Raw genomic sequence first — 20,498 nt, 5'->3', positions numbered from 1 at the left:
CCGTACTAAAAGTTAAGCTTACTGACCGACACACCATAGCGTAACTGGCGTCTGGCAGCGAGTACCAAGCCGCTGAGAGAATGGGTAGTAGTCTCATGTATGATTGAGTTTTTGCACATCTGGGCATACCATCTTTGCGTCTTGAGTTCTGTCGTCTCACTCTCAGGCGAGAACCCACCCTAGGCGAACCATCAAGGAGCAATGATGAAAGATCCAGTACGTATTGCGATTACCGGCGGTGCCGGCCAGATCAGCTACTCTCTTATTTTCCGCATCGCCGCTGGCGATATGCTGGGGCCGGATCAGCCAGTCATTCTCCAGCTTCTCGAAATTCCCCAAGCCATGGACGCCCTGAATGGCGTTGTCATGGAAGTTAACGACTGTGCTTTCCCGCTGGTACAAGACATCGTTGCCACTGATGATCCGAACGTTGCCTTCAAAGATGCCGATTTCGCCTTGCTGGTAGGTGCACGTCCGCGTGGCCCGGGTATGGAGCGTAAAGATCTGCTGGAAGCCAACGCCGCGATTTTCTCTGTACAAGGTAAAGCGCTGAACGATCACGCTAGCCGTGACGTGCGTGTACTCGTTGTCGGTAACCCGGCTAACACCAATGCATTGATTGCTTCTTGCAATGCGCCGGACCTCGATGCAGGCCAGTTCACTGCGATGACGCGTTTGGATCACAACCGTGCGCTGACACAGCTGGCTCAGAAAACCGGCAAGCACGTTACCGACGTTGACAGCATGATTATCTGGGGCAACCACAGTGCTACCCAGTATCCGGATCTGGCGCAGTGCAAAGTAGACGGCAAAGCCGCCTTCGATCTGGTCGAGCGTGACTGGTACGAAAACGACTTTATCCCGACAGTACAGCAGCGCGGTGCGGCGATTATCAAAGCACGCGGCGCATCTTCTGCAGCGTCTGCGGCGTCTTCAGCGATTGATCACATGCGTGATTGGGCGCTGGGTTGCGATGGTATCGTCAGCATGGCGATCCCGTCTGACGGCAGCTACGGCATTGAAGAAGGCATCATCTACTCCTACCCAGTTCGTTGTCAGGGTGGCAAGTATGAAATCGTTCAAGGCTTTGAGTTGGACGCGTTCAGCAAAGAGAAGATGCAGGCTACCGAGAAAGAACTGCGTGAAGAGCGCGCAGCTGTTGAGCACCTGCTCGGCTAAGTACGCTGGCTGGCGTTCTTTGAGCTGTTCTAAAAACTGTTTTAAGAATAATGCTCAGTAATACGAAACCCCGCAAGCATAGTGCTTGCGGGGTTTTTTATTGGGCGGCTGCGCCGTTCGCGGGTGCCTCATTTGCTCGTTCCTCGCAAGATGCGTTACCACGCGCTACGGTTAACGTATTGAATTAACGGGTTTGTAGCGCGTGTAAGCGTCAGCGCACCCGCGAATCAGTTGGCTCAATCTCGCAGGCTCATAATGCGCCATTGGCGTTCTTCGGCCACCTTGCGCAGGGTATCATCGGGGTCGACGGCAACCGGGTGTTCTACCTGTTCAAGCAAGGGAAGGTCGTTGTGAGAGTCGCTGTAAAACCATGCGCCATCCATGGTGAACTCTTGGCCCTCAAGCCATTGCTTTAAGCGAGTCACTTTGCCTTCGCGGTAGCTGGGTGTGCCCGCTACTCGGCCGGTATAGCGGCCGTCTACTATTTCTGGGTCAACTGCAATCAAGTCGTCCACGCCCAAACGATTAGCGATGGGGGCAGTAATAAAGCGATTAGTGGCGGTGATGATAAGTAACGTATCGCCTTTCGTGCGGTGCCGAGCCAGCAGTTCTTCTGCTTTAGGCAAGATATTCGGCTCGATTTTGCTGACCATAAACTGCTGATGCCAAGCGGCTAACTGTTCCGGCGTATTTTCAGCCAGTGGCTTCAATGCCATTTCCAAAAAAGCCGCCATGTCTAACGTGCCCGCATTGTAATCCGCCATAAAGCGCTCATTGGCCTCGCGGTAGGCAACTGGGTCAACTGCCCCCTGTTCGAGCAAAAACTCGCCCCAGGCATGATCGCTGTCGATGGATATCAGCGTATTATCCAGATCGAAAATGGCCAGACTCACGGCGCTCCCCTTATGGTGTTGGTTAATTGTGCTGCTCGTTAGCTCAGTAATGAACGTCAGTAACGGTTTGCAAAGCGGCGGATTATCGCAGAGTCACCATGGTTTAACCACTTAGGGTGATATTGTATTGATACGCTTGTCTCCCTTGTGGAAAAATGGGGACAACTGAAAATTTATAAGGTGATGTCCGTGATCGACGCTGACGGCTTTCGCCCCAATGTTGGCATCATTATTGCCAACAGCCAGGGGCAGCTGCTTTGGGCGCGTCGTGTAGGGCAAAACGCGTGGCAGTTTCCCCAGGGAGGCATCAAGGCAAACGAAACACCACATCAAGCGCTTTTTCGTGAGCTTTTTGAGGAAATCGGTCTAACCGCCGATGATGTCGATATTGTCGCCTGTACCCGGGGATGGCTGCGCTACCGTCTGCCACGACGCATGATTCGCACCCACTCGCGGCCGGTTTGTATCGGCCAGAAGCAGAAGTGGTTTTTACTCAAGATTCGCTGCCAAGAAAATCGAATCTGTATGACGGCAACGCCTAAACCCGAGTTCGATGGTTGGCGGTGGGTAAGTTACTGGTATCCACTGGGGCAAGTGGTGCCGTTCAAACGAGAGGTATATCGGCGCGCGCTACGGGAGCTCTCTCCTCGCGTTCAGCGCTTGGCGCAACAAGATCACGATGGATAACGTGCGCTCCACTGTTCTAGGAAGCTGTTCTAGGTAAACTGTTCAAAAGAAACAGTTCAAAGGCGACGCTTCGAAGGACATAGTGACAGTTGGCCGAAAATCCCTCAGCGAGGCAAATAATAGTGAATAGGAAAACGTCCATGCTTGAGGTGCTGCGACGCGTTATTCAAGAAGTGAATGGCGCACGAAACCTCGACGCCGCGCTGTCAACGATGGTACGCCGCATACGAAAGGCCATGCAGACGGATGTGTGCTCCTTCTATTTATACGATAAGGAGCTCGAGTCGCTTGTATTGATGGAGACGATTGGCCTTCGCACGCAAGCGGTAGGCCGCGTTGTGCTACCGCTAGGCGAAGGTTTGGTAGGTCTAGTGGCTAAGCGCAGCGAACCGCTTAATTTAGAAGATGCGCAAAGCCACCCTCACTTTCGTTATTTTGAAGCAACTGGCGAAGAGCGTTACTCAAGCTTCTTAGGGGTGCCGATTATCCATCAGCGCCTCATGCTGGGCGTTTTGGTCGTACAGCAAGCTGAAAAACGTCAGTACGACGACGAAGATGAAGCTTTTCTGGTCACTATGGCTGCTCAGTTGGCAGGTGTGCTGGCTCACGCACTCGCTACCGGTAACCTTGCTCGCCCTGCGCTGCCGGGTGGCCAGGCCATGTTTAAAGGCGTAGCGGCTTCTCCAGGAATGGCGATGGGGGAAGCGGTAGTGATCACGCCGCCCGCTGATCTGAACAGCGTGCCTGATCTTATTCCGAGCGATCAAGACTATGAAGTCGCACGGCTAAAAGAAGCCATTGGCAAAACACGCGATGAAATCCGCGCAGCGGCAGAGCGCTTGGTTAACCGTATTTCTTCCCAAGAGCTGGCGCTATTCGACGTTTACCAGCAAATGCTTGGCGAAGCGGCGCTCTCTGAAGAAGTGGAAAAGCGTATTCGTGAAGGGCAGTGGGCACCTGGTGCGTTAGCCGATGTCGTGCGCCGCCATGTGCAATACCTTGAACGCGTAGACGACGATTATTTACGTGAGCGTGCGGCGGATATTCGCGATCTTGGTCGTCGTGTGTTGGCTCATCTGCAAGAAGACACGCCTTCGACCCCAGAAACCTACCCAGAAAACGCCATTTTAGTAGGTGATGAAATCAGCGTTGCCATGTTGGGAGAGGTGCCAAGGGACAAGCTAAAGGGCTTGGTATCCGTACGTGGTTCGAGTACCTCGCATGTTGCTATTGTTGCCCGGGCTATGGGGATTCCGACGGTGCTAGGGATGATGGATCTCCCGCTGCCGCGCTTAAATGGCGCCCCGGTAGTGATTGATGGCCACCGAGGGCGATTGTTTGTGCGGCCAGCGCCAGAGCTAAGAACTCGCTACGAAAGCTTGATTGCTGAAGAAGCAGCGCTGAGCGAGTTGCTGGAGCACGAACAAGACCTGCCCAGCGAAACACCGGATGGCTATGCCATGCCGCTGATGGTAAATACCGGGCTGGCGGTTGATGCCTCAGCGTTGCTGAAAAGCCGAATCGGCGGCGTAGGCCTATACCGCACCGAAGTGCCATTTATGATTACTGAGCGCTTCCCCGGTGAGAAAGAACAAATGCGTATGTACCGCGAGCAGTTAGAGGGCTTTGCGCCACTACCGGTAGTCATGCGAACGCTGGATATCGGTGGCGATAAAGACCTTCCCTATTTTCCCATTGAGGAAGCTAATCCATTCTTGGGTTGGCGGGGAATGCGGGTAACCCTCGATCACCCAGAAGTATTGATGGTACAGCTGCGTGCCATGCTGAAAGCATCGCATGACTTGAATAATCTCTACGTGCTCTTCCCGATGATTACCAATGTGGAAGAGGTGGACGAAGCGATTCGTCTACTGGATCGTGCCATTCTAGAGCTAGGTGAAGAGGGCATTGATGTCGAGCGGCCTAAAGTAGGCGTGATGATTGAAGTACCTGCGACTATTTACCAAATGGATGCACTGGCAAAGCGAGTCGATTTCTTCTCGGTGGGTAGTAACGACCTTACGCAGTATTTGCTCGCGGTGGATCGCAATAATCCTCGCGTATCTAGTCTGTACGATGCGTTGCACCCAGCGCTGCTGGGTGCGCTGCAAGAACTCGCTCAGGATGCCACTCGTCTAGAAAAGCCTATATCGCTTTGCGGCGAATTAGCGGGTGACCCTGCTGGTGCGTTGCTATTAATGGCCATGGGATTTACCAGCCTGTCTATGAATGCCCCTAGTTTGCCCAGGGTACGGGCTGCTATTCGCCGAGTGCCAATGCAAGATGCGCAAATGCTGCTTAAAGAAATCATGGATCTGGATACCCCAGCATTGGTGCATGAACATCTCAATCAGCGTATGGATGAGTGGCAGCTATCACACTTAATGCCGCCGCGAGATTAATGCCGAGGCTGATTGGGTATCAGTGGGGAGGGTGTCGTCAACGTGGTTTCTCCCTCAAAACGACCGAGTGGCCCAAACCGCTGCTCGGTAATCGTCACTTGCCCTTGGTGGTTTAGCGTTAACCATGTGGTTGCCCGGGTGCCGTAGTGTTCACCAACAATAAACGCGGCAGAGAGTTGGCGCTCCAGCGTTAAGCCTACACCAGTATCTGGCAACTGCTCATCAGGTGCGGTTTGCGGGTTATGCAGTGCAAATTGCGTCGCGGCCTGCCACTGTTCGTCATTACTATTTAACAAGGCGTCGCGAACCAGGCTTAATTTTGGCCAGGGGGTATTCAGGGTTGCATTTGACAAGCCATGTACCCCTGGGGGCACGCTATTAAGTGCTACCCCATGGCGGCCACGGTGCAGGTGCCACATGCGGTGTTGTGTCGCAACCAAGAGATTAAATCCGGTATAGCGATGCGCGGTCGTGCGCTCTTTCGCTTTAAGCCATGCTTCGACATCGTCGCTTTGTAACACGCTAGCAACGAGTTCGCCTCGGCTGGGTGCGTTGACGGGTGTTGCCAGTGCTGGGTCACGCACATTGGTCAACGCTGCAACAACGCCTTGGGAGTTAGCGGCTAACCACGTACCACCGGCTTCCAAGTCGCGTCCACCCAGTACGGCGGTGTGTTCTTGCCAATGAGCAAGAGGGGCAGTGGGCCGCTGGTGGAATTCATCTCGGTTGCCTGCCAAGCGTAATGGTATAGAAGAGCCAGGGGACCAAGAAAAAGTGATTAAGCACATAAGTAAGGCTCACGAATAGTAACAGGAACCCAATTAGCCAGTGTGGCATGACAGTATTGAGGCGTAGACATACACTTAACATTAATATAAATATGCTTAGCCACGCTATGGCTGCCAGCATGTTGAGGCGCAATATTTTAGAAGCCACCTAGGAAGGCGCATACTATGCAACGCTATCAGCGAGAGCACTTCTGGAATGCGATTGTCTGGCCTACTTTGTGGCCTCTTTTACTCATTCAGGCGGCCTTGGTACTGCTTTGTGTGCTGGTAGGGCTGGTGGTTTGGGGGCTTTCCCCTAGTCAAACGTCATGGAGCACCACCCTATGGCTGACCCTCGCGTTGCTCCTGGGTAGCTGTTTAAACGTTGGCGTTTTCTTGATGCTGGTTAAAAGTCGCGCAAAGCAAGAAGACGCCAGTTGCATGCAAGAGTTGGCCGAGTTAGAGCGCCAAGCAGCCCAATTGGTTAATCGACAAGCGGAGCAGGCTGATTCACAGGTGGAAGACGTCAGTGAAGGGCTGCCACTTAATCGCTTGGCGATGGTCAATCAGTTGTTGGCGGATGTCATTCGCGCAGGTGAGGATGTCCAGCATCCGGCTTCTTTAAGCGAGCCGTTCCGACCCGATCAAACCTTGCTTGATGACCTTCATCACCAGCAAAAACAGTTGAAGCACCTCATTGCTGGGCGCGACCGTGCGCGGGAAGAGTCACGCTTGAAGTCTGGTTATCTAACGTTACTTCAGCGTGAGGCCGACAGTCTGTTTGATCATTTGGGCGATATGTTGCAGATGGATAATTCAGAAACATGTCACAAAAATATTACTCACGTGCGAGAGCGGCTGGCGGATATACGCGCACTGCTTACTAATTTTGTTCAGCAAAGTGCTAACGAAACAGATGCTTATGAGCAGCTGCTTCCAGCTTCTGAGCGCAAACTACGTATCTTGGTGGTAGACGATGGCCCCGTTAATTTAATGCTGGCACGCCAAATGCTGGAAACCCAGGGGCTGCAGGTAGACGGTGTCAGCAGTGGGGAGCAAGCTTTGGACTGCCAGCAAACGGTTTTTTATGATCTCGTGTTTATGGATATTTTTATGCCGACCTTAGATGGGCTAGAAACAGCACGTCGCTGGCGGACCTTTGAGCGTCTTGGTGGCGGTCAGCGACGCAGTGTCTTGATTGCTCTCACCGCAAACGTTGATAGTGCTGGTAATGGCGCTTATAACGCTGCCGGTATGGATGACGTGCTAGCTAAGCCCTACAAGCCTGAAACACTACTCAGCATGATTACTAAGTGGGTACCCAGCGCGAATAACCAGGTGCAGGATAAATGACAGTATTGAGTATTTTAGCAGGGTATTTGTTGCTAGGCGCAGTGGCAGGCACCATGGCTGGTTTGTTTGGGGTGGGGGGCGGTTTAATTATTGTGCCTGCGCTTGTCTTTGCATTTGGTCTACAGGGGGTTGCTCCTGAAATTACCATGCATCTTGCAGTAGGCACCTCACTGGCGACGATCGTCGTCACCGGGGCTTCGTCAGCATTAGGGCACTTCCGAAAAGGCAGTATTCATAAGCCATGGTTTATGGCGCTGTTACCCGGACTTATGTTGGGGGCTATCGGTGGTGTATTTATCGCAGACAACCTTTCTGGCACCGTTTTGGGAACGTTATTCGGGGTGTTTGTATTGCTGCTAGCAACCAAAATGGTGTTTGGCCTTTCGCCAAAGCCCGGTAGTTCGCCACCAGGAAATGTTGCGATGGCCATTGCTGGCGGCGTAGTAGGAGCCATATCAGCACTGTTTGGTATTGGAGGAGGCACAATGACAGTGCCTTGGCTTTCACGGTGTGGTGCAAGCATGACCCAAGCAGTGGGAACCTCTGCTGCCTGTGGCTTACCAATAGCGATGGTTGGTGCGTTAACGTTTATTGTTGTGGGATGGGGTAATCCGCTTCTTCCCCAATGGGCGACTGGCTTTGTCATGTGGCCTGCCTTTATCGGCATTGTGCTAACCAGTGTACCTTTTGCACGGCTTGGCGTTCGTTTGGCTCACGTGCTCCCAGCGACTGTATTGAGGTTTTTATTTGCAACGCTGTTGGCCATAGTGGGCTTGCGCTTCATATTGGCGTAATTCACCTATGCCACGCTGCTGTTTTCTTCCTGTTTGCTTTAGAGAGTCTCGATGATTAATTACCCAGATATCGATCCGGTAGCGATTTCACTTGGTCCGCTGCAGGTTCATTGGTACGGCTTAATGTATGTGGTGGGGTTTGTGGCGGCATGGTGGCTAGGATGTAAACGGGCACCACGTATTGGGCTTACGAAAGATGATATCGGTGATTTGCTTTTTTACTGCGCCATTGGTGTGGTGGTGGGGGGGCGATTAGGATACGCACTGTTTTACGGCCTAGGGCAGTGGACGGCTGACCCGCTATGGGTGTTCCGCGTATGGGATGGCGGTATGAGTTTCCATGGCGGTTTATTAGGGGTACTGATTGCCGCATGGCTATTTGCACGTCGTAAACAACTGGCGTTCTTCACCCTCGCCGACTTCATCGCCCCGCTGGTGCCCATTGGGTTAGGCGCTGGGCGGATTGGTAATTTTATTAACCATGAGTTGCCGGGAGGGGTGACGTCGCTACCCTGGGGCATGCCATTTCCTGGTATGGGACCAGAGCCACGCCACCCTTCAGCGCTGTACGAAGCTTTTCTGGAAGGTATCGTACTGTTTGCCATCCTGTGGTGGGTATCTGCCAAGCCGCGCGCCAGAGGGTTGGTCTCGGGGTTATTCCTGTTAGGCTACGGCGTCTTCCGTTTTATGGTTGAATTTGTACGTATGCCGGATGCCCATATTGGCTATCTCGCCTTTGGCTGGTTCACCATGGGCATGCTGCTTACGCTCCCGATGATCGCGTTAGGCCTCGTTTTTATCGCCTGGTCGCGTCATCAACCCATCGATGCCAAGGTGTAGCGCGTGTTAAGCGTAGCGCACCCGCGATGGTGCTCCAGCGCGAAGCGGCGCTGTTATTAAGCAGAGCAGCGGCTCCCGTCGCGGGTGCCTCATTTGCTCGTTCCTCACAAGATTCGTTACGCCGCGCTACGGTAGGTGCCGTAGGCTGATTTAGTGGTTTTGTAGCGCGGCGTAAGCGTCAGCGCAGCCGCGGGGGAGTATGGAGCGTTGCTTACGTGGCCACGACGCGGGTGCCTTATTCGCTCGTTCCTCGCGAGATTCGTTACACCGCGCTACGGTAGGTACCGTAGGCTGATTTAGTGGTTTTGTAGCGCGGTGTAAGCGTCAGCGCACCCGCGATGGTGCTCCAGCGCGAAGCGACGCTGTTATTAAGCAGAGCGGCGGCTCCCGTCGCGGGTGCCTCATTTGCTCGTTCCTCACAAGATTCGTTACGCCGCGCTACGATAATCGCAATAGATTGACATTAAAGGTTTTGTAGCGCGTGGTAAGCGCAGCGCACCCGCGAAAGTGGTCTAATTAGGCTCGACCTACCCCCCTTTACCAGCCTAGAATACCCAATTACATTGCCTGTTAATCTGGAATTTCTGTGACTGCAATAACGCCCATGCCGAAAGAAGCGCTAGAACAGCCGTATCTCGACCTAATGCGCACCGTGATGGAGCAAGGCGTTGATCGGGATGATCGCACTGGTGTTGGTACACGCTCAGTGTTTGGTCATCAAATGCGTTTCGACCTCTCCCGTGGTTTTCCGCTGCTAACCACTAAAAAGTTGCACCTGCGCTCTATTATTCATGAGCTGCTGTGGTTTCTTAAGGGTGATACCAATATTGGGTATCTCAAAGAGCATGGCGTACGTATCTGGGACGAGTGGGCCGATGAAAACGGTAATCTTGGTCCGGTCTATGGTTATCAGTGGCGTAGTTGGCCGAGCCCCAATGGCGGTGGTGTCGACCAGATTTCTAATGTGTTGGAGCAGATTCGTACGACGCCTCAGTCACGGCGACTGATTGTTTCAGCCTGGAATCCAGGTCAAGTTGATGAAATGAAATTGCCGCCTTGCCACTGTTTGTTTCAGTTTTATGTGGCTAATGGGCGTTTATCGTGCCAGCTTTACCAACGCAGTGCGGATATTTTTTTAGGTGTGCCGTTTAATATTGCAAGCTATGCGCTACTGCTCAGCATGGTGGCACAGGTAACTGGCCTGGAGCCCGGCGAGTTTGTACATACGTTGGGTGATGCCCATCTTTACAGCAATCACCTAGAGCAGGCTCAGGAGCAGTTGAGCCGCACGCCTAAAGCGCCACCGCGTCTGTCGCTTAACCCTCAGGTAACCAATCTGTTTGATTTCACCTTTGACGACATCAGCATCGAAGAGTATGAATCGCACCCCCATATCAAAGCGGAGGTGGCGGTATGAGTCAGCAGCAAAATGCTTATGACCCCCTGGTGCCGATAGCGATGATTGTGGCGATGGCCAAAAACCGAGTGATTGGGGTCGAAGGTAAGTTACCTTGGTACCTACCTGAAGATCTAAAGTTCTTCAAACGCATGACTCAAGCCAAGCCGCTTGTTATGGGGCGCAAAACCTACGCATCAATAGGCAAACCGCTGCCCAATCGGCTCAATATTGTAGTAACCCGTGATACAAGCTTTGCCGCCGAAGGCGTGCGGATATGTCATGAGCTACCAGCAGCATTGGCATTGGCCGACCAGCAGGCCACCATTGAGGCCGCCGAAGAAATTATGGTGATGGGAGGGGGAGAAATTTATCGACAAGCGCTTCCTCATGCCCAGCGCCTCTATATCACTGAAGTGGATATTGATGTCGATGGTGATGTCGTTTTCCCCGAACTCTCTACGGAAGAGTGGCAGGAAGTTCAGCGTGTCGCGGGCAAGCCAGTAGAAGGGCAGCCTCAATATGACTTTGTAGTCTATGAGCGGATCGCCGACTGATCAGCGCAAAGAAGGAGGGGGTTATGGCCGCAACAGTACTGGATCTGCTAGAAACATTGGAAACGCACCTTGAGCAGACCAAAGCCGCATTGAACGCGTTGCGTGAAGAGAACGAAATGCTCAAAAGGCAGTTGCTTGATCAAACAGCACAAATCCAGCCGCCTTCGCAGCCGTTACAAGACCCAGCCCAGTCTGATGTGTCTGCCGTTGAGCCGTCTGCAGTAGATGCAAAGCCCTCTTCAGAAAAGTCCGACTCAATGGCCGTAGAGCAAACACCAGAAGAAGCGTTAGCCTCAAGGTCCATGAGTGAAGAGAAAGTAACGGCAGAAACAGCAGCTGCGCCTCAGCCACCCTCCCCGCAAGCGCTTTTGCGTCAGTGGTACAAACGCTACCCGCAAGCGTTTTTCACTGGACATACTAAACCGCTAAAAGTGGGCATTCATCAGGATTTAGCCCAGCGAGAACCCTGGTCGGGGAAGTTGATTCGTCGAGCATTAGCTAACTATGTGAATTTGCCACGCTATGTGAAATCCATGCGAGAAGGTGCTGAGCGAATCGATTTGGATGGAAACCCAGCAGGCAAAGTCGATAAAGAAGCGGCGCGACATGCCAGTGAGCGGCGAAAAGATAAGCAAGACAGCAATACACCAAAGCAAGCACAGTCTTTAGAAAATAGAAAGTCGCAACAATCTTCAAGGCAGTCTTCAAAACAAGCATCGAAACAAGTGCTTCAAAAGGCACCAAAAAATGCTACCCCCGCAGCTGTGAAAGAGCATGAACAGCGGGGGGCGAATGAAGCGAAAGAAAAAGTTGAAGCAGCAAAACCGCTTAGCTTAGAGGATAAATTAAGAGGGCTTCAGCAAAAATTTACCGGTCGCTGAGACCAGCCAGTTGTCCATGGGTTCCTTAAAAAAATGCAAATCGTAAAAAAACACTGTTTTTTTCTATTGCGTTCACTGGAATCCCAGTATAGAGTTTGACCTGCGAGCATTGGACTATAACAAGGCTTAGTTGAGGACGTGCCGCATACCACCGGGAAAAACCGGAGGATGGCATAAAGAGCATGGCCCGCAAGCCAGCTGCAGACTTCACAATAAGTTTGCGGTAACGATCGAAACAGTAAGCTAGTTAAGGAACCTACATCATGAAAAAGACACTTTTAGCGACTGCTATCATTGGCGCCCTCGGTGCATCTGCTGCCGCTCAAGCAGCTACCGTTTATGACCAGGATGGTACCAAGCTCGACGTCTATGGCCGTATCGCCATGGGTATCGCTGGCGGCGGTGCTGAGTACAACGACGATAAAGAGAAAATCGACAACAGCGCTGAGTTTGTTGACGTTTATTCTCGTCTTGGCCTGCGCATGAGCCAAGAAGTTAACTCTGACCTGACTGCTTTTGGTCGTGTAGAGTGGCGCTTCAAAGGTGACGAGCGTTACACAGAGTCTGGCTTCACTGAAGTTCGTCAGAGCTACCTGGGCTTGCAAAGCAAGCAGTATGGTACCGTTCAGGCTGGTAACTTCGACAGCTTCTACAACCAGTTCGTTTCTCTGCCGTTCGACTGGGAAATCGATCGTGGTCTAGAATTCGCTGGTCATACGAAACAGTCTCGTGGTGACTCTATCGGTTACTACACGCCGAACTTGGAAGGCTGGACTGCATTCTTGCAGCTTAAGTACTACAGCGAGCGTGGCCGCCTTGAGAACGTACCTGGCGGTGCTGACGGCGTGCGTGACGATGGCAACGTTGTTGCTGCACAGGGTGGTGTTCGGTACGAGCAAGGCCCAATTACTGTTGGTCTAGGTTTTGTTGACGACGTCGTACGTGGCGGCGGTAACGGCGAAATCATGGGCGGTCTGATCGGTTCTTACCAGATCAATGATCAGCTAACTGCTCGTCTGGGTTATGAAGGTCGTGAAAACAGCAGCACTCGTGGTGGTGGTTACGACACCTTTGGTCTGGGTGGTACTTACACCACTGGTCCGTGGGCATTTGCTGCTGATATCTATAATGTTGATAACGACGGCGACGATGATAGCCGTACTGCTTGGGCGCTTGGTTCTTACTACAAAGTTTCCAGCAACTTCGACGTATTCCTTGAGCTGAACCAGCGTGACCAGCAGTCTATCGACGTAACTATCGGTGGTGGTGATGGTGTACGTGTTGATCGTGCCGATGGTGATGACATCTACTACCTAACAGGCGCACGTTACCACTTCTAAGCTTGGCTCTATCGCCATGCTTAGCAGGTAACCCCTGTAAGTAATATAGAACCGGCCTCATTGCGAGGTCGGTTTTTTATTATTAGTTAGATTTCAGAGCAGTAAAGTGGAATGCAAGTTTTAAAATCATGACTGTCTTGAGGCGAGAGAAGCAATGAAATAAAAACTACCTACCTGGCAAGTTTATTCAGGTCAAAATTATGAAAGAGGCGCTGTCAAAAAGTAATGCCTATAGACCAGAAAACGTTTGTGCGACCCCTGGCTAAGCACCTCCAATCAGTGTGAGTGCCGTTGACCGCTGCAATATGATACCTATCAAGCGTATACTCTCTCACGTAAGCAGCTCGCTACTAAAGCATGGTCTTATGCCTTGTTAAGATAGGCTTTTTTGGAATCCTTGCTGCGCTTGAAATCGTCCTTATGTATAAGACTAAAAAATGATCTCCTGAAGTGCAGGATTCGTTTATTTGCTGATGGTAAAGAGGTTTCATTGTGTGCTAGTGAGTTATTTTATGAATATTCTTATGGTAATTGTTAAATAATCAATATTGAGGAAGGAGGTAAACGAGCAAGCCTAATCAGAGGTTTACTAAGGTTTGTGAGAGCTTGTTTGTCTTCTTAAACAGAGGCGGTTAATTTGAAATAGTGGAAGATCACTGCATCTGACCTGCCAGCTCAGTAAGCATTTAGATGTAAATAGTTTTGATGATGTAATTTTTTGCGATAGCAATCTAAGTCAACCATTAAGTCAGTTTTTTGATTGTCTCAAGAGTTCTACATGATTAATAGAGTATTGAAAAACCAGCTTCTTACAACGTTGGGAGCAAGGGGGTTGGCAGCAGGCGGTACTTTCCTGCTTTCCTACGTGTTGGCCACGTTTGTTAGTATCCAGTCCTTCGGTGCTTTCATGTTATGCCTCTCGATTATGATTGGTATGCAGGTGTTTGCCAGCCTGGGAACTGATCGGGCCACACTCAAATATATGGGGGTGGCTACTTCTAATAATAATCGCCAAGAGGTCGCGTGGATTTACAAACATGCCATGACGGTTAACGTATTGGTGGGAGTCCTGCTGGGCGTAGTGCTGTGGATATTAGCCCCTAGTGTGGCAAGGATGCTGCTTTCATCAACCGAGCACGCCGTTGAGAGCCTACGTATTACCGCGCTATTGTCGCCGCTATACAGTGTGATTTATTTATGCAACTTCCTGATGAAAGGATGGGGCAAGGCTAATGTTTCCTGCCTGTTCGAAATAGGGTGTATCTCTATAGTGCTCAGTGGCGTTGTACTTATATGTGCTTGGCTGGGTATTCCGTTGGGTGCGCGGGCACTAATTTCTGCGCTGGGTGTAATCCTGGTAGTGTACCTGCTGGTGGCGCTGTGGGCAGTCTGGTGGCTGTATCGCCGCAGCACGCTGGTCGAAAGTGAAAGTGTCAGCTTTAGCCAAAGCTTCTACCGCCATTTGCCTGACTTCCTGTTGGTAGGCATCATCTTCTATTACACTCAATGGGGTGTTGGGCTGGTGCTAGGTGCCTTCCATAGCGAAAGCGACGTAGCATTGTTTAGTCTTGGGTTACGGCTGGCTATGATCATTGGTTTCATCCTGACGGTATATGACAGCATTCTAGGGCCGCGCTTTTCTCGGCTTCAACACGAAGGGAATAGGGAAGGACTCAAGCAGCTTGCTCAGAAAAGCGCCTTCCAAATGACCTGCTTTGCCTTGCTGCCTTCGCTGGTATTCATTATCTGGCCCGAAGCTGTGCTTGCCATGTTTGGCAGTGATTACAGCGGTGCTGCAGGCGTAGTAAGAATTCTCGTGGTCGGACAGTTGGTCAATGTAATGACTGGCTCGGTCATATTGCTGCTTTTAATGGCTGACCAGCAGCGCGCAGCGCGGAATATACTAATCTGGTCGGTGGTAGTAGGGGGCATTGCCTCGCTGGTACTGATACCACGTTATAGCGCAGAGGGGGCGGCTTATGCGCTGCTGCTGTGCCTATTGATTCAGAACGTCGTGGCGGTCTACGTGGTGAAGAAAAAGTTTGGTTTCCTGATGACCGATTGGCGTTTCGTCATAGCGCCGCGAAACCAAGCTTAACAATGATGGTGAACTAAAATGATTAGACTTGAAAGGGAATTTCACCTGGAAGAAGGGGTTGATTACAGCTTTATTAATCCATTTTCTCTAGGCATTGTGGCGCAAAGTCTGAGCGAACAAGAGTGCCGACAGATTCGCTTTTACGCCGACGGTATTGCTGTAGTGCTCTATGTCCGGCTGTTCAAGGGCAAAAAGATCGAACGTACCAGCTTCGACGATACCTCGATTGCCCCAGTGGTGTTGGGACATGCACAGGCTTTGCAGAAGCGCGTTGCGCTAGTGGGCGGCACGGAAGAGAACATCCGTCAGGCGGCTGAGCTACTGGTGCAGAAATATCCTGGCTTGGAGATCAGCTACGTACGCTCAGGCTTTTTTAGCTGCGAGGAGGAGCGCCAACAGAGCTTGGTGAACGCTGCCCGTGCAGACATCGTCATCGTAGGAATGGGCGCAGGCAAACAGGAGCGTTTGCTGCTGGATCTGCGCGCTGCCGGCTGGCAAGGCACTGGTTTCACCTGCGGCGGCTATCTAGATCAGTTCGTGCAGGCAAAGGGGCAAGATTACTACCCTGCCTGGGTAGACCGCCTCAACCTGCGCTGGCTATACCGAATGATCAAAGAGCCCAATCGGTTGCTGAAACGCTACCTGAAAGACTACCCTCGGTTTTTGATCAAATACGGTAACAAAATTGAGTGAATCATGATTCCTAAAAAGATCCATTTTTGCTGGTTTGGCGGTAACCCCATGGGCACACTCTACAAAGAGTGCATCGCCACATGGAAAGAAAAAATGCCTGACTTTGAGATCATCGAGTGGAACGAGTCCACAATTGATCATGAGAACCCGTTCATTAAATACTGTCTGGCAAATAATAAGTGGGCCTTCTTGTCTGATTACGTGCGTATGGCGGCACTTCATGAGCATGGCGGCGTGTATCTGGATGTTGACATGGAGGTTGTGCGTTCGCTGGAACCACTACTGCAAAGTCCCTGTTTTCTAGGCTATGAGGATGAAGGTCGACTGAATACCGCTGTGGTAGGTGGCGTGGCCGGGCATCACTTCTTCAAGAGTGCTATGACACTAATCGAAACCCGTCATCAGCAAAAAAAACCGTTTCTGATTGCCCCTGAAGTGGCCAATGCCTGTGTTGAACAGGACGCCAGAGATATCGATCTCAAACCCTGGCACTACTTTTACCCTTACAATCCCTACGCTAAGGCGCACGATCGCAAGCAACTGATGTACTGCTATATCGAAAGCGATACTTATCTCATCCACCACTGGGGAAAGGGGTGGAAAATGGGGTTGGTGGAAAAAGCTTTTAGAAAGCTGTTTAAGTGATCCGTAGCGGCAAAAGTCTTCATTTTAGCTAGATGCGTTCGGGAGCAAGGGATGCAAGGTCGTTACCCGCTGGGCAATACCCTATTAACTTATCGCAGCAAGGCACAGCCGCTGGCAGCGATGCTATTGATGGCCGTCATCCTGGTGCTGGGCGTGGTGGGGGTGATGTCGCCTTGGCACTACAACATACTTCCTGCCGTGCCGCTGCTGGAGCTGGCGGTGCTTGGCGTATCCGCATTGGTGTTTCCTCCTAAAAGTCGTTCGGCCTGGCTATTTATGCTGGCGGCTGGCGGTTATCTGGTCGTTACCTTGGCCATCGCCCAGCTGATGAGTGGCAGTCATATTCTCGATTACGTCCAAGCGTACAAGGCGTTCTTTTACGTCCTGTTACTGTGCTCATTCATCGCTCGGCCACTGTTCAAGCAGGTGCAGGTCGTCAAATTTTTTTACGTGTTGCTGGGGCTGTTCTTTCTCAAGTACGCCTACTCGCGATTAATTGGTCTGGACGCCTGGGTCAGTCAGCGTCCTGGCATCTTCACAGAGAACAATTTCGAGTTAGTGCTGCTGATACTGCTACTTTACCTGGTGCTACCCGTAATGCGCTGGCGGTTCGTTTCGATTGTCGCCGTGATGCTGATCATTTTTCTGTCTGGATCGCGCAGCGCGTTCCTGTGTTTTCTGGCGGTGTATGTCTTCAGTGTGTTTCGTGTGGGTAAGGGCTTTATCAAGCCATGGTTGCTGCTTTTCCCGTTGCTAGTGTTATTGGCTTACGGCATCGTCAATGACCGAATGGATATCACGTTGGGAAGTGGGGCCGATACGGCTGGTGAGAACTCCAGCATGCCCGCCATAGAAGAAGGACGTTCGCTTTCCATGGAAGAAGGACGTTCACCTGCCACGACGTTGGATTCGGATAGAGAAGTCATCGAACAGCCGCTCACCTTCCGCTCATTTTTGGAGCGGGGCGCTTCCATCGACCGCGTTCGGTTTCTGCTCTACTTTCTCGACGAGGTAGAGGGTTGGCAGTGGTGGAACGTAATGCTGGGCACCCAGCCATTGACCCCGCTTTCTACGCAAACGTGCGAAGCGCTCTCCTACTGGAGCGACTTGTATAGCTTTTCGGGAGACGGTACCTGCTATTCGGTCATTCTGCACTCTTACATCATTCGCGTGCTTTACGACCATGGCGTGTTGGGGCTGATCTTTCTCGTGGCGTTTACCGTATTTGCGCTGCGCAAGAGCGGCTATAGCTGGGCCGACACTCTGTGTGTACTGGGCGTATTGATGGCCTCATCGCTTTCTGTATCGGCATTCAATAGCGTGTTTGCCATGCTTTCCATGATGTTCTATCTCTCTTATGGGATAGGGGAGCAGGGTTCGGCTTCCTCCGCGGAAGCGTCCGGCGACAAGACGGCTTGAATGCGCCCAGAAAGGCCTTATAAAGCGCTCAATAATTAGATCGTAGAATAGAGACCGTACTATGCACTCAGACAGTAAATCGGGAGGGGCGCAGAAAAGAGGTGTAATCTTTTCCGAGCGCTATCCACCCAAAATCATCTTCCCAGTGTTCGATGTTGCCATCGTCGTCCTCTCGGGGGTACTGGCGTACCTGCTGCGTTTCGAGACTGTTCACTTGCATGAGCGTTACGTACTGGCGCTTGCGTGCATGTCCTTGCTGGTGGTGGTGGCCAACAGCTCGACGGGTAGCTACAAGCGTTGGCGTATCTCATCCACCTTTTATATTATCACTAAGTTGATGCTGGTCTGGCTGGTGATTGGCATCATCGTCACCTCCGCTATTTACTTTGCTCACGCCGCAGAGCGCTACTCGCGGCTATGGGTAGGCCTTACCTTATTGTTCTCTTTCGTGCTGACCGCCAGCGCCCGAGCACTGGTGCAGTATGGATTACGGCGTATTCGCATTCGCGGTGGCGCGCGCCGCCCGGTTTTTCTGGTGGGGCCTGCCAAGAATGTGCTGCACGTGGCGAGAGGCATGCGGGCGGCCTCTTGGGAAGGGCACTCCATTGCGGGTATTGAGCGCCTAGGTAATGAAGCGCCGAATCAAGAGGACCTGGAGCGCATCGCCAGCCGCATCAGCGATGCGGGCGCCGCCGAAGTGTGGATCTGTGTACCGCTGGAAATGGGCGAGACCGTGCATGGCCTCTTCTATGCATTGCGCAACCACACCGAAGAGATTCGCCTGATCCCGGAATTCAAAGACATGCGCCTACTCAACCACCGCACCAGCGAAGTGGCGGGTCACTTGGCGATCGACCTCAGCGTATCGCCCATCAACGGCATGGCGAGTATCGTCAAGCGCGCCGAAGACATCCTCGTCGGCAGCATGATCACGCTGATGATCCTTCCGGTGTGCATGGCCATTGCCCTCGCGATCAAGCTGACCTCGCCCGGTCCAGTACTGTTCAAGCAGCATCGCACGGGTTCCAACGGCAAGATGTTCAAGGTCTACAAGTTCCGGTCAATGAAGGTACATCAGGAGAAGGACGGTGCCGTCACACAGGCCACCAAGAATGACGATCGCCTAACCCCGATAGGCGCCTTCTTACGCGGCACCTCCCTGGATGAGCTGCCGCAGTTCTACAACGTGTTGCAAGGACGTATGTCCATTGTCGGCCCGCGCCCCCATGCGCTAGCCCACAACGAGTACTATAAGGAGCTGGTGGAGTCTTATATGCGTCGGCACAAGGTGAAGCCCGGTATTACCGGTTGGGCTCAGGTCAACGGCCTACGTGGAGAGACCGAGACGCTTGAAAAGATGCAGCGACGGGTCGAATACGACCTGTGGTACATCGATAACTGGTCGGTATGGCTCGATCTCAAGATAATTTTCATGACCGTGTTTAAAGGCTTTAAACATGCCAATGCCTACTAACCGGAGCCTCTGAATGATCCTAGTGACAGGTGGCACAGGCTATATTGGCTCGCACATCGCCGTTGAGCTGCTGGAAGAAGGTTACACGGTAGTACTGCTGGACGACCTTTCCAATAGTGTGGCTTCTGTAGTGCCGCGTATTGAAAAAATCACCGGGCGCACAGTTGCGTTCTACCAGGGCGATGTGCGCGATGCCGCACTGCTGGCTACTATTTTCGAGCGCCATTGTATCGAAGCAGTGATTCATTGTGCGGGCCTGAAGGCTGTGGGCGAAAGCGTTACCCAACCGCTGGCGTATTACAATATCAATGTATACGGCACTATTGCGCTGTGCCATGCCATGCATAAGGCTGGTGTTAAAAAGCTGATCTTTAGCTCATCAGCCACCGTCTATGGCGTGGAAGCTATCCCGCCCTACGTGGAAACCATGGGGCGCGGCAGCTGTACCAGCCCTTACGGTACCTCCAAGGCAATGGTTGAGCAGGTGCTGGAAGATCTGTGCGTCAGTGACTCGGAGTGGTCTGTGGCTATGTTGCGCTACTTCAATCCCATTGGGGCGCACCCCTCGGGCATGATCGGCGAGTCACCTCAAGGGGTTCCCAACAACCTGATGCCCTATATCAGCCAAGTGGCGGCAGGCGTACTGCCCGCGCTGCAGGTCTACGGCAATGACTACCCCACTGAAGACGGCACTTGCGTGCGCGACTACCTGCACGTGGTTGATCTCGCTGCCGGGCATCGCGCTGCGCTTAAGGCACTAGAAATGCCGGGTGCCCGCCACTACAACCTGGGCACGGGGCAGGGGGTGTCGGTCAAGCAAATGATTGATGCTTTCACCCAGGCCACACAGGTGCCCGTGGCTTTCCGCTATGCACCTCGGCGCGATGGTGATCTGGCTGCTTTCTGGGCCAGTGCTGAAAAGGCGCAGCAAGAGCTGGGCTGGCAAGCTACCAGAACTCTCGACGATATGATGATCGACACCTGGCGCTGGCAGCAGCAAGCAGCCTCATGAGGTAATGCCCGTCAAGTGAACTCCTGGCGAGCAACGTCGTTGCCTGTGCTACTATCGGCTGCCTTAAT

18 protein-coding genes are annotated in these 20,498 nt (G+C 52.3%); 16 read left to right on the top strand and 2 right to left on the bottom strand.

Annotation, left to right across the window (positions count from 1 at the left end):
* Window positions 1-204 precede the first annotated feature (204 nt).
* Window positions 205-1,179 carry a malate dehydrogenase gene (locus tag J4377_RS11915; RefSeq protein ID WP_038486035.1) on the top strand — a complete coding sequence of 325 codons (975 nt, stop codon included), beginning with the start codon at window positions 205-207 and terminating at the stop codon, window positions 1,177-1,179.
* 236 nt (window positions 1,180-1,415) lie between these two features.
* Here the strand turns inward: J4377_RS11915 and J4377_RS11910 are convergent, their stop codons facing one another.
* Entirely contained in the window at window positions 1,416-2,072 is a 657-nt protein-coding gene (locus J4377_RS11910) for an HAD family phosphatase (protein WP_038486032.1), read from the bottom strand.
* A gap of 189 nt (window positions 2,073-2,261) precedes the next feature.
* On the opposite strand from J4377_RS11910, the gene J4377_RS11905 reads away from it, so the two are divergent.
* Window positions 2,262-2,759: an RNA pyrophosphohydrolase gene (locus J4377_RS11905; RefSeq protein WP_038486029.1), complete on the top strand. Its 498-nt coding sequence runs from the start codon at window positions 2,262-2,264 to the stop codon at window positions 2,757-2,759.
* Window positions 2,760-2,899: 140 nt separating this feature from the next.
* The gene (gene ptsP / locus J4377_RS11900) at window positions 2,900-5,161 is read left to right on the top strand and encodes a phosphoenolpyruvate--protein phosphotransferase (protein ID WP_095604565.1); all 2,262 of its coding nucleotides are present in this window, start codon (window positions 2,900-2,902) and stop codon (window positions 5,159-5,161) included.
* On the opposite strand, the gene J4377_RS11895 is transcribed toward ptsP, so the two are convergent.
* Window positions 5,158-5,949 (bottom strand): NRDE family protein, encoded by a 792-nt coding sequence (locus J4377_RS11895; RefSeq protein WP_253485734.1) that lies wholly within the window; start codon window positions 5,947-5,949, stop codon window positions 5,158-5,160. The genes ptsP and J4377_RS11895 overlap by 4 nt on opposite strands.
* Window positions 5,950-6,114: 165 nt before the next feature.
* Here J4377_RS11895 and J4377_RS11890 point away from each other — a divergent pair, with 165 nt between their 5' ends.
* The 13 genes from J4377_RS11890 to galE all read left to right on the top strand — a co-directional run bounded on the left by J4377_RS11890 (window position 6,115) and on the right by galE (window position 20,430).
* Window positions 6,115-7,281 carry a response regulator gene (locus J4377_RS11890; protein WP_253485732.1) on the top strand — a complete coding sequence of 389 codons (1,167 nt, stop codon included), beginning with the start codon at window positions 6,115-6,117 and terminating at the stop codon, window positions 7,279-7,281.
* Window positions 7,278-8,075 carry a sulfite exporter TauE/SafE family protein gene (locus tag J4377_RS11885; protein WP_253485730.1) on the top strand — a complete coding sequence of 266 codons (798 nt, stop codon included), beginning with the start codon at window positions 7,278-7,280 and terminating at the stop codon, window positions 8,073-8,075. The genes J4377_RS11890 and J4377_RS11885 overlap by 4 nt, the downstream gene beginning before the upstream one ends.
* Before the next feature lie 51 nt (window positions 8,076-8,126).
* A complete protein-coding gene (gene lgt / locus J4377_RS11880; RefSeq protein WP_198350237.1) occupies window positions 8,127-8,915 on the top strand; it encodes a prolipoprotein diacylglyceryl transferase in 789 nt (262 codons plus the stop codon).
* 586 nt (window positions 8,916-9,501) lie between these two features.
* On the top strand, window positions 9,502-10,332 hold the full coding sequence (locus tag J4377_RS11875; RefSeq protein WP_370687186.1) for a thymidylate synthase: 831 nt from the start codon (window positions 9,502-9,504) through the stop codon (window positions 10,330-10,332).
* Entirely contained in the window at window positions 10,329-10,868 is a 540-nt protein-coding gene (locus tag J4377_RS11870; protein ID WP_253485728.1) for a dihydrofolate reductase, read from the top strand. The genes J4377_RS11875 and J4377_RS11870 overlap by 4 nt, the downstream gene beginning before the upstream one ends.
* A gap of 23 nt (window positions 10,869-10,891) precedes the next feature.
* Window positions 10,892-11,749, top strand: a complete 858-nt coding sequence (locus J4377_RS11865) for a ProQ/FINO family protein (RefSeq protein ID WP_253485726.1) — start codon at window positions 10,892-10,894, stop codon at window positions 11,747-11,749.
* Between the two features lie 263 nt (window positions 11,750-12,012).
* Complete coding sequence (locus J4377_RS11860; RefSeq protein ID WP_253485724.1) at window positions 12,013-13,089, top strand: porin; 1,077 nt, start codon at window positions 12,013-12,015, stop codon at window positions 13,087-13,089.
* Window positions 13,090-13,867: 778 nt separating this feature from the next.
* Window positions 13,868-15,187, top strand: coding sequence for a polysaccharide biosynthesis C-terminal domain-containing protein (locus J4377_RS11855; RefSeq protein WP_253485721.1), 1,320 nt, complete (start codon window positions 13,868-13,870; stop codon window positions 15,185-15,187).
* 18 nt (window positions 15,188-15,205) lie between these two features.
* Window positions 15,206-15,880, top strand: coding sequence for a WecB/TagA/CpsF family glycosyltransferase (locus tag J4377_RS11850; RefSeq protein ID WP_253485719.1), 675 nt, complete (start codon window positions 15,206-15,208; stop codon window positions 15,878-15,880).
* 3 nt (window positions 15,881-15,883) lie between these two features.
* Window positions 15,884-16,525 (top strand): glycosyltransferase family 32 protein, encoded by a 642-nt coding sequence (locus J4377_RS11845; protein ID WP_253485717.1) that lies wholly within the window; start codon window positions 15,884-15,886, stop codon window positions 16,523-16,525.
* Window positions 16,526-16,576: 51 nt separating this feature from the next.
* Complete coding sequence (locus J4377_RS11840) at window positions 16,577-17,944, top strand: hypothetical protein (protein WP_253485715.1); 1,368 nt, start codon at window positions 16,577-16,579, stop codon at window positions 17,942-17,944.
* Between the two features lie 61 nt (window positions 17,945-18,005).
* A complete protein-coding gene (locus tag J4377_RS11835; RefSeq protein WP_253485713.1) occupies window positions 18,006-19,418 on the top strand; it encodes an undecaprenyl-phosphate glucose phosphotransferase in 1,413 nt (470 codons plus the stop codon).
* Window positions 19,419-19,431: 13 nt separating this feature from the next.
* Window positions 19,432-20,430 carry a UDP-glucose 4-epimerase GalE gene (gene galE / locus J4377_RS11830; RefSeq protein WP_253485711.1) on the top strand — a complete coding sequence of 333 codons (999 nt, stop codon included), beginning with the start codon at window positions 19,432-19,434 and terminating at the stop codon, window positions 20,428-20,430.
* The last annotated feature ends 68 nt before the right edge of the window (window positions 20,431-20,498 follow it).

This window comes from Halomonas sp. XH26 (assembly GCF_024138895.1).
GTDB lineage: Bacteria > Pseudomonadota > Gammaproteobacteria > Pseudomonadales > Halomonadaceae > Vreelandella > Vreelandella alkaliphila.
The sequence above is the reverse complement of the archived record's forward strand: the minus strand, read 5'-3'. Positions and strand labels throughout refer to the sequence as shown.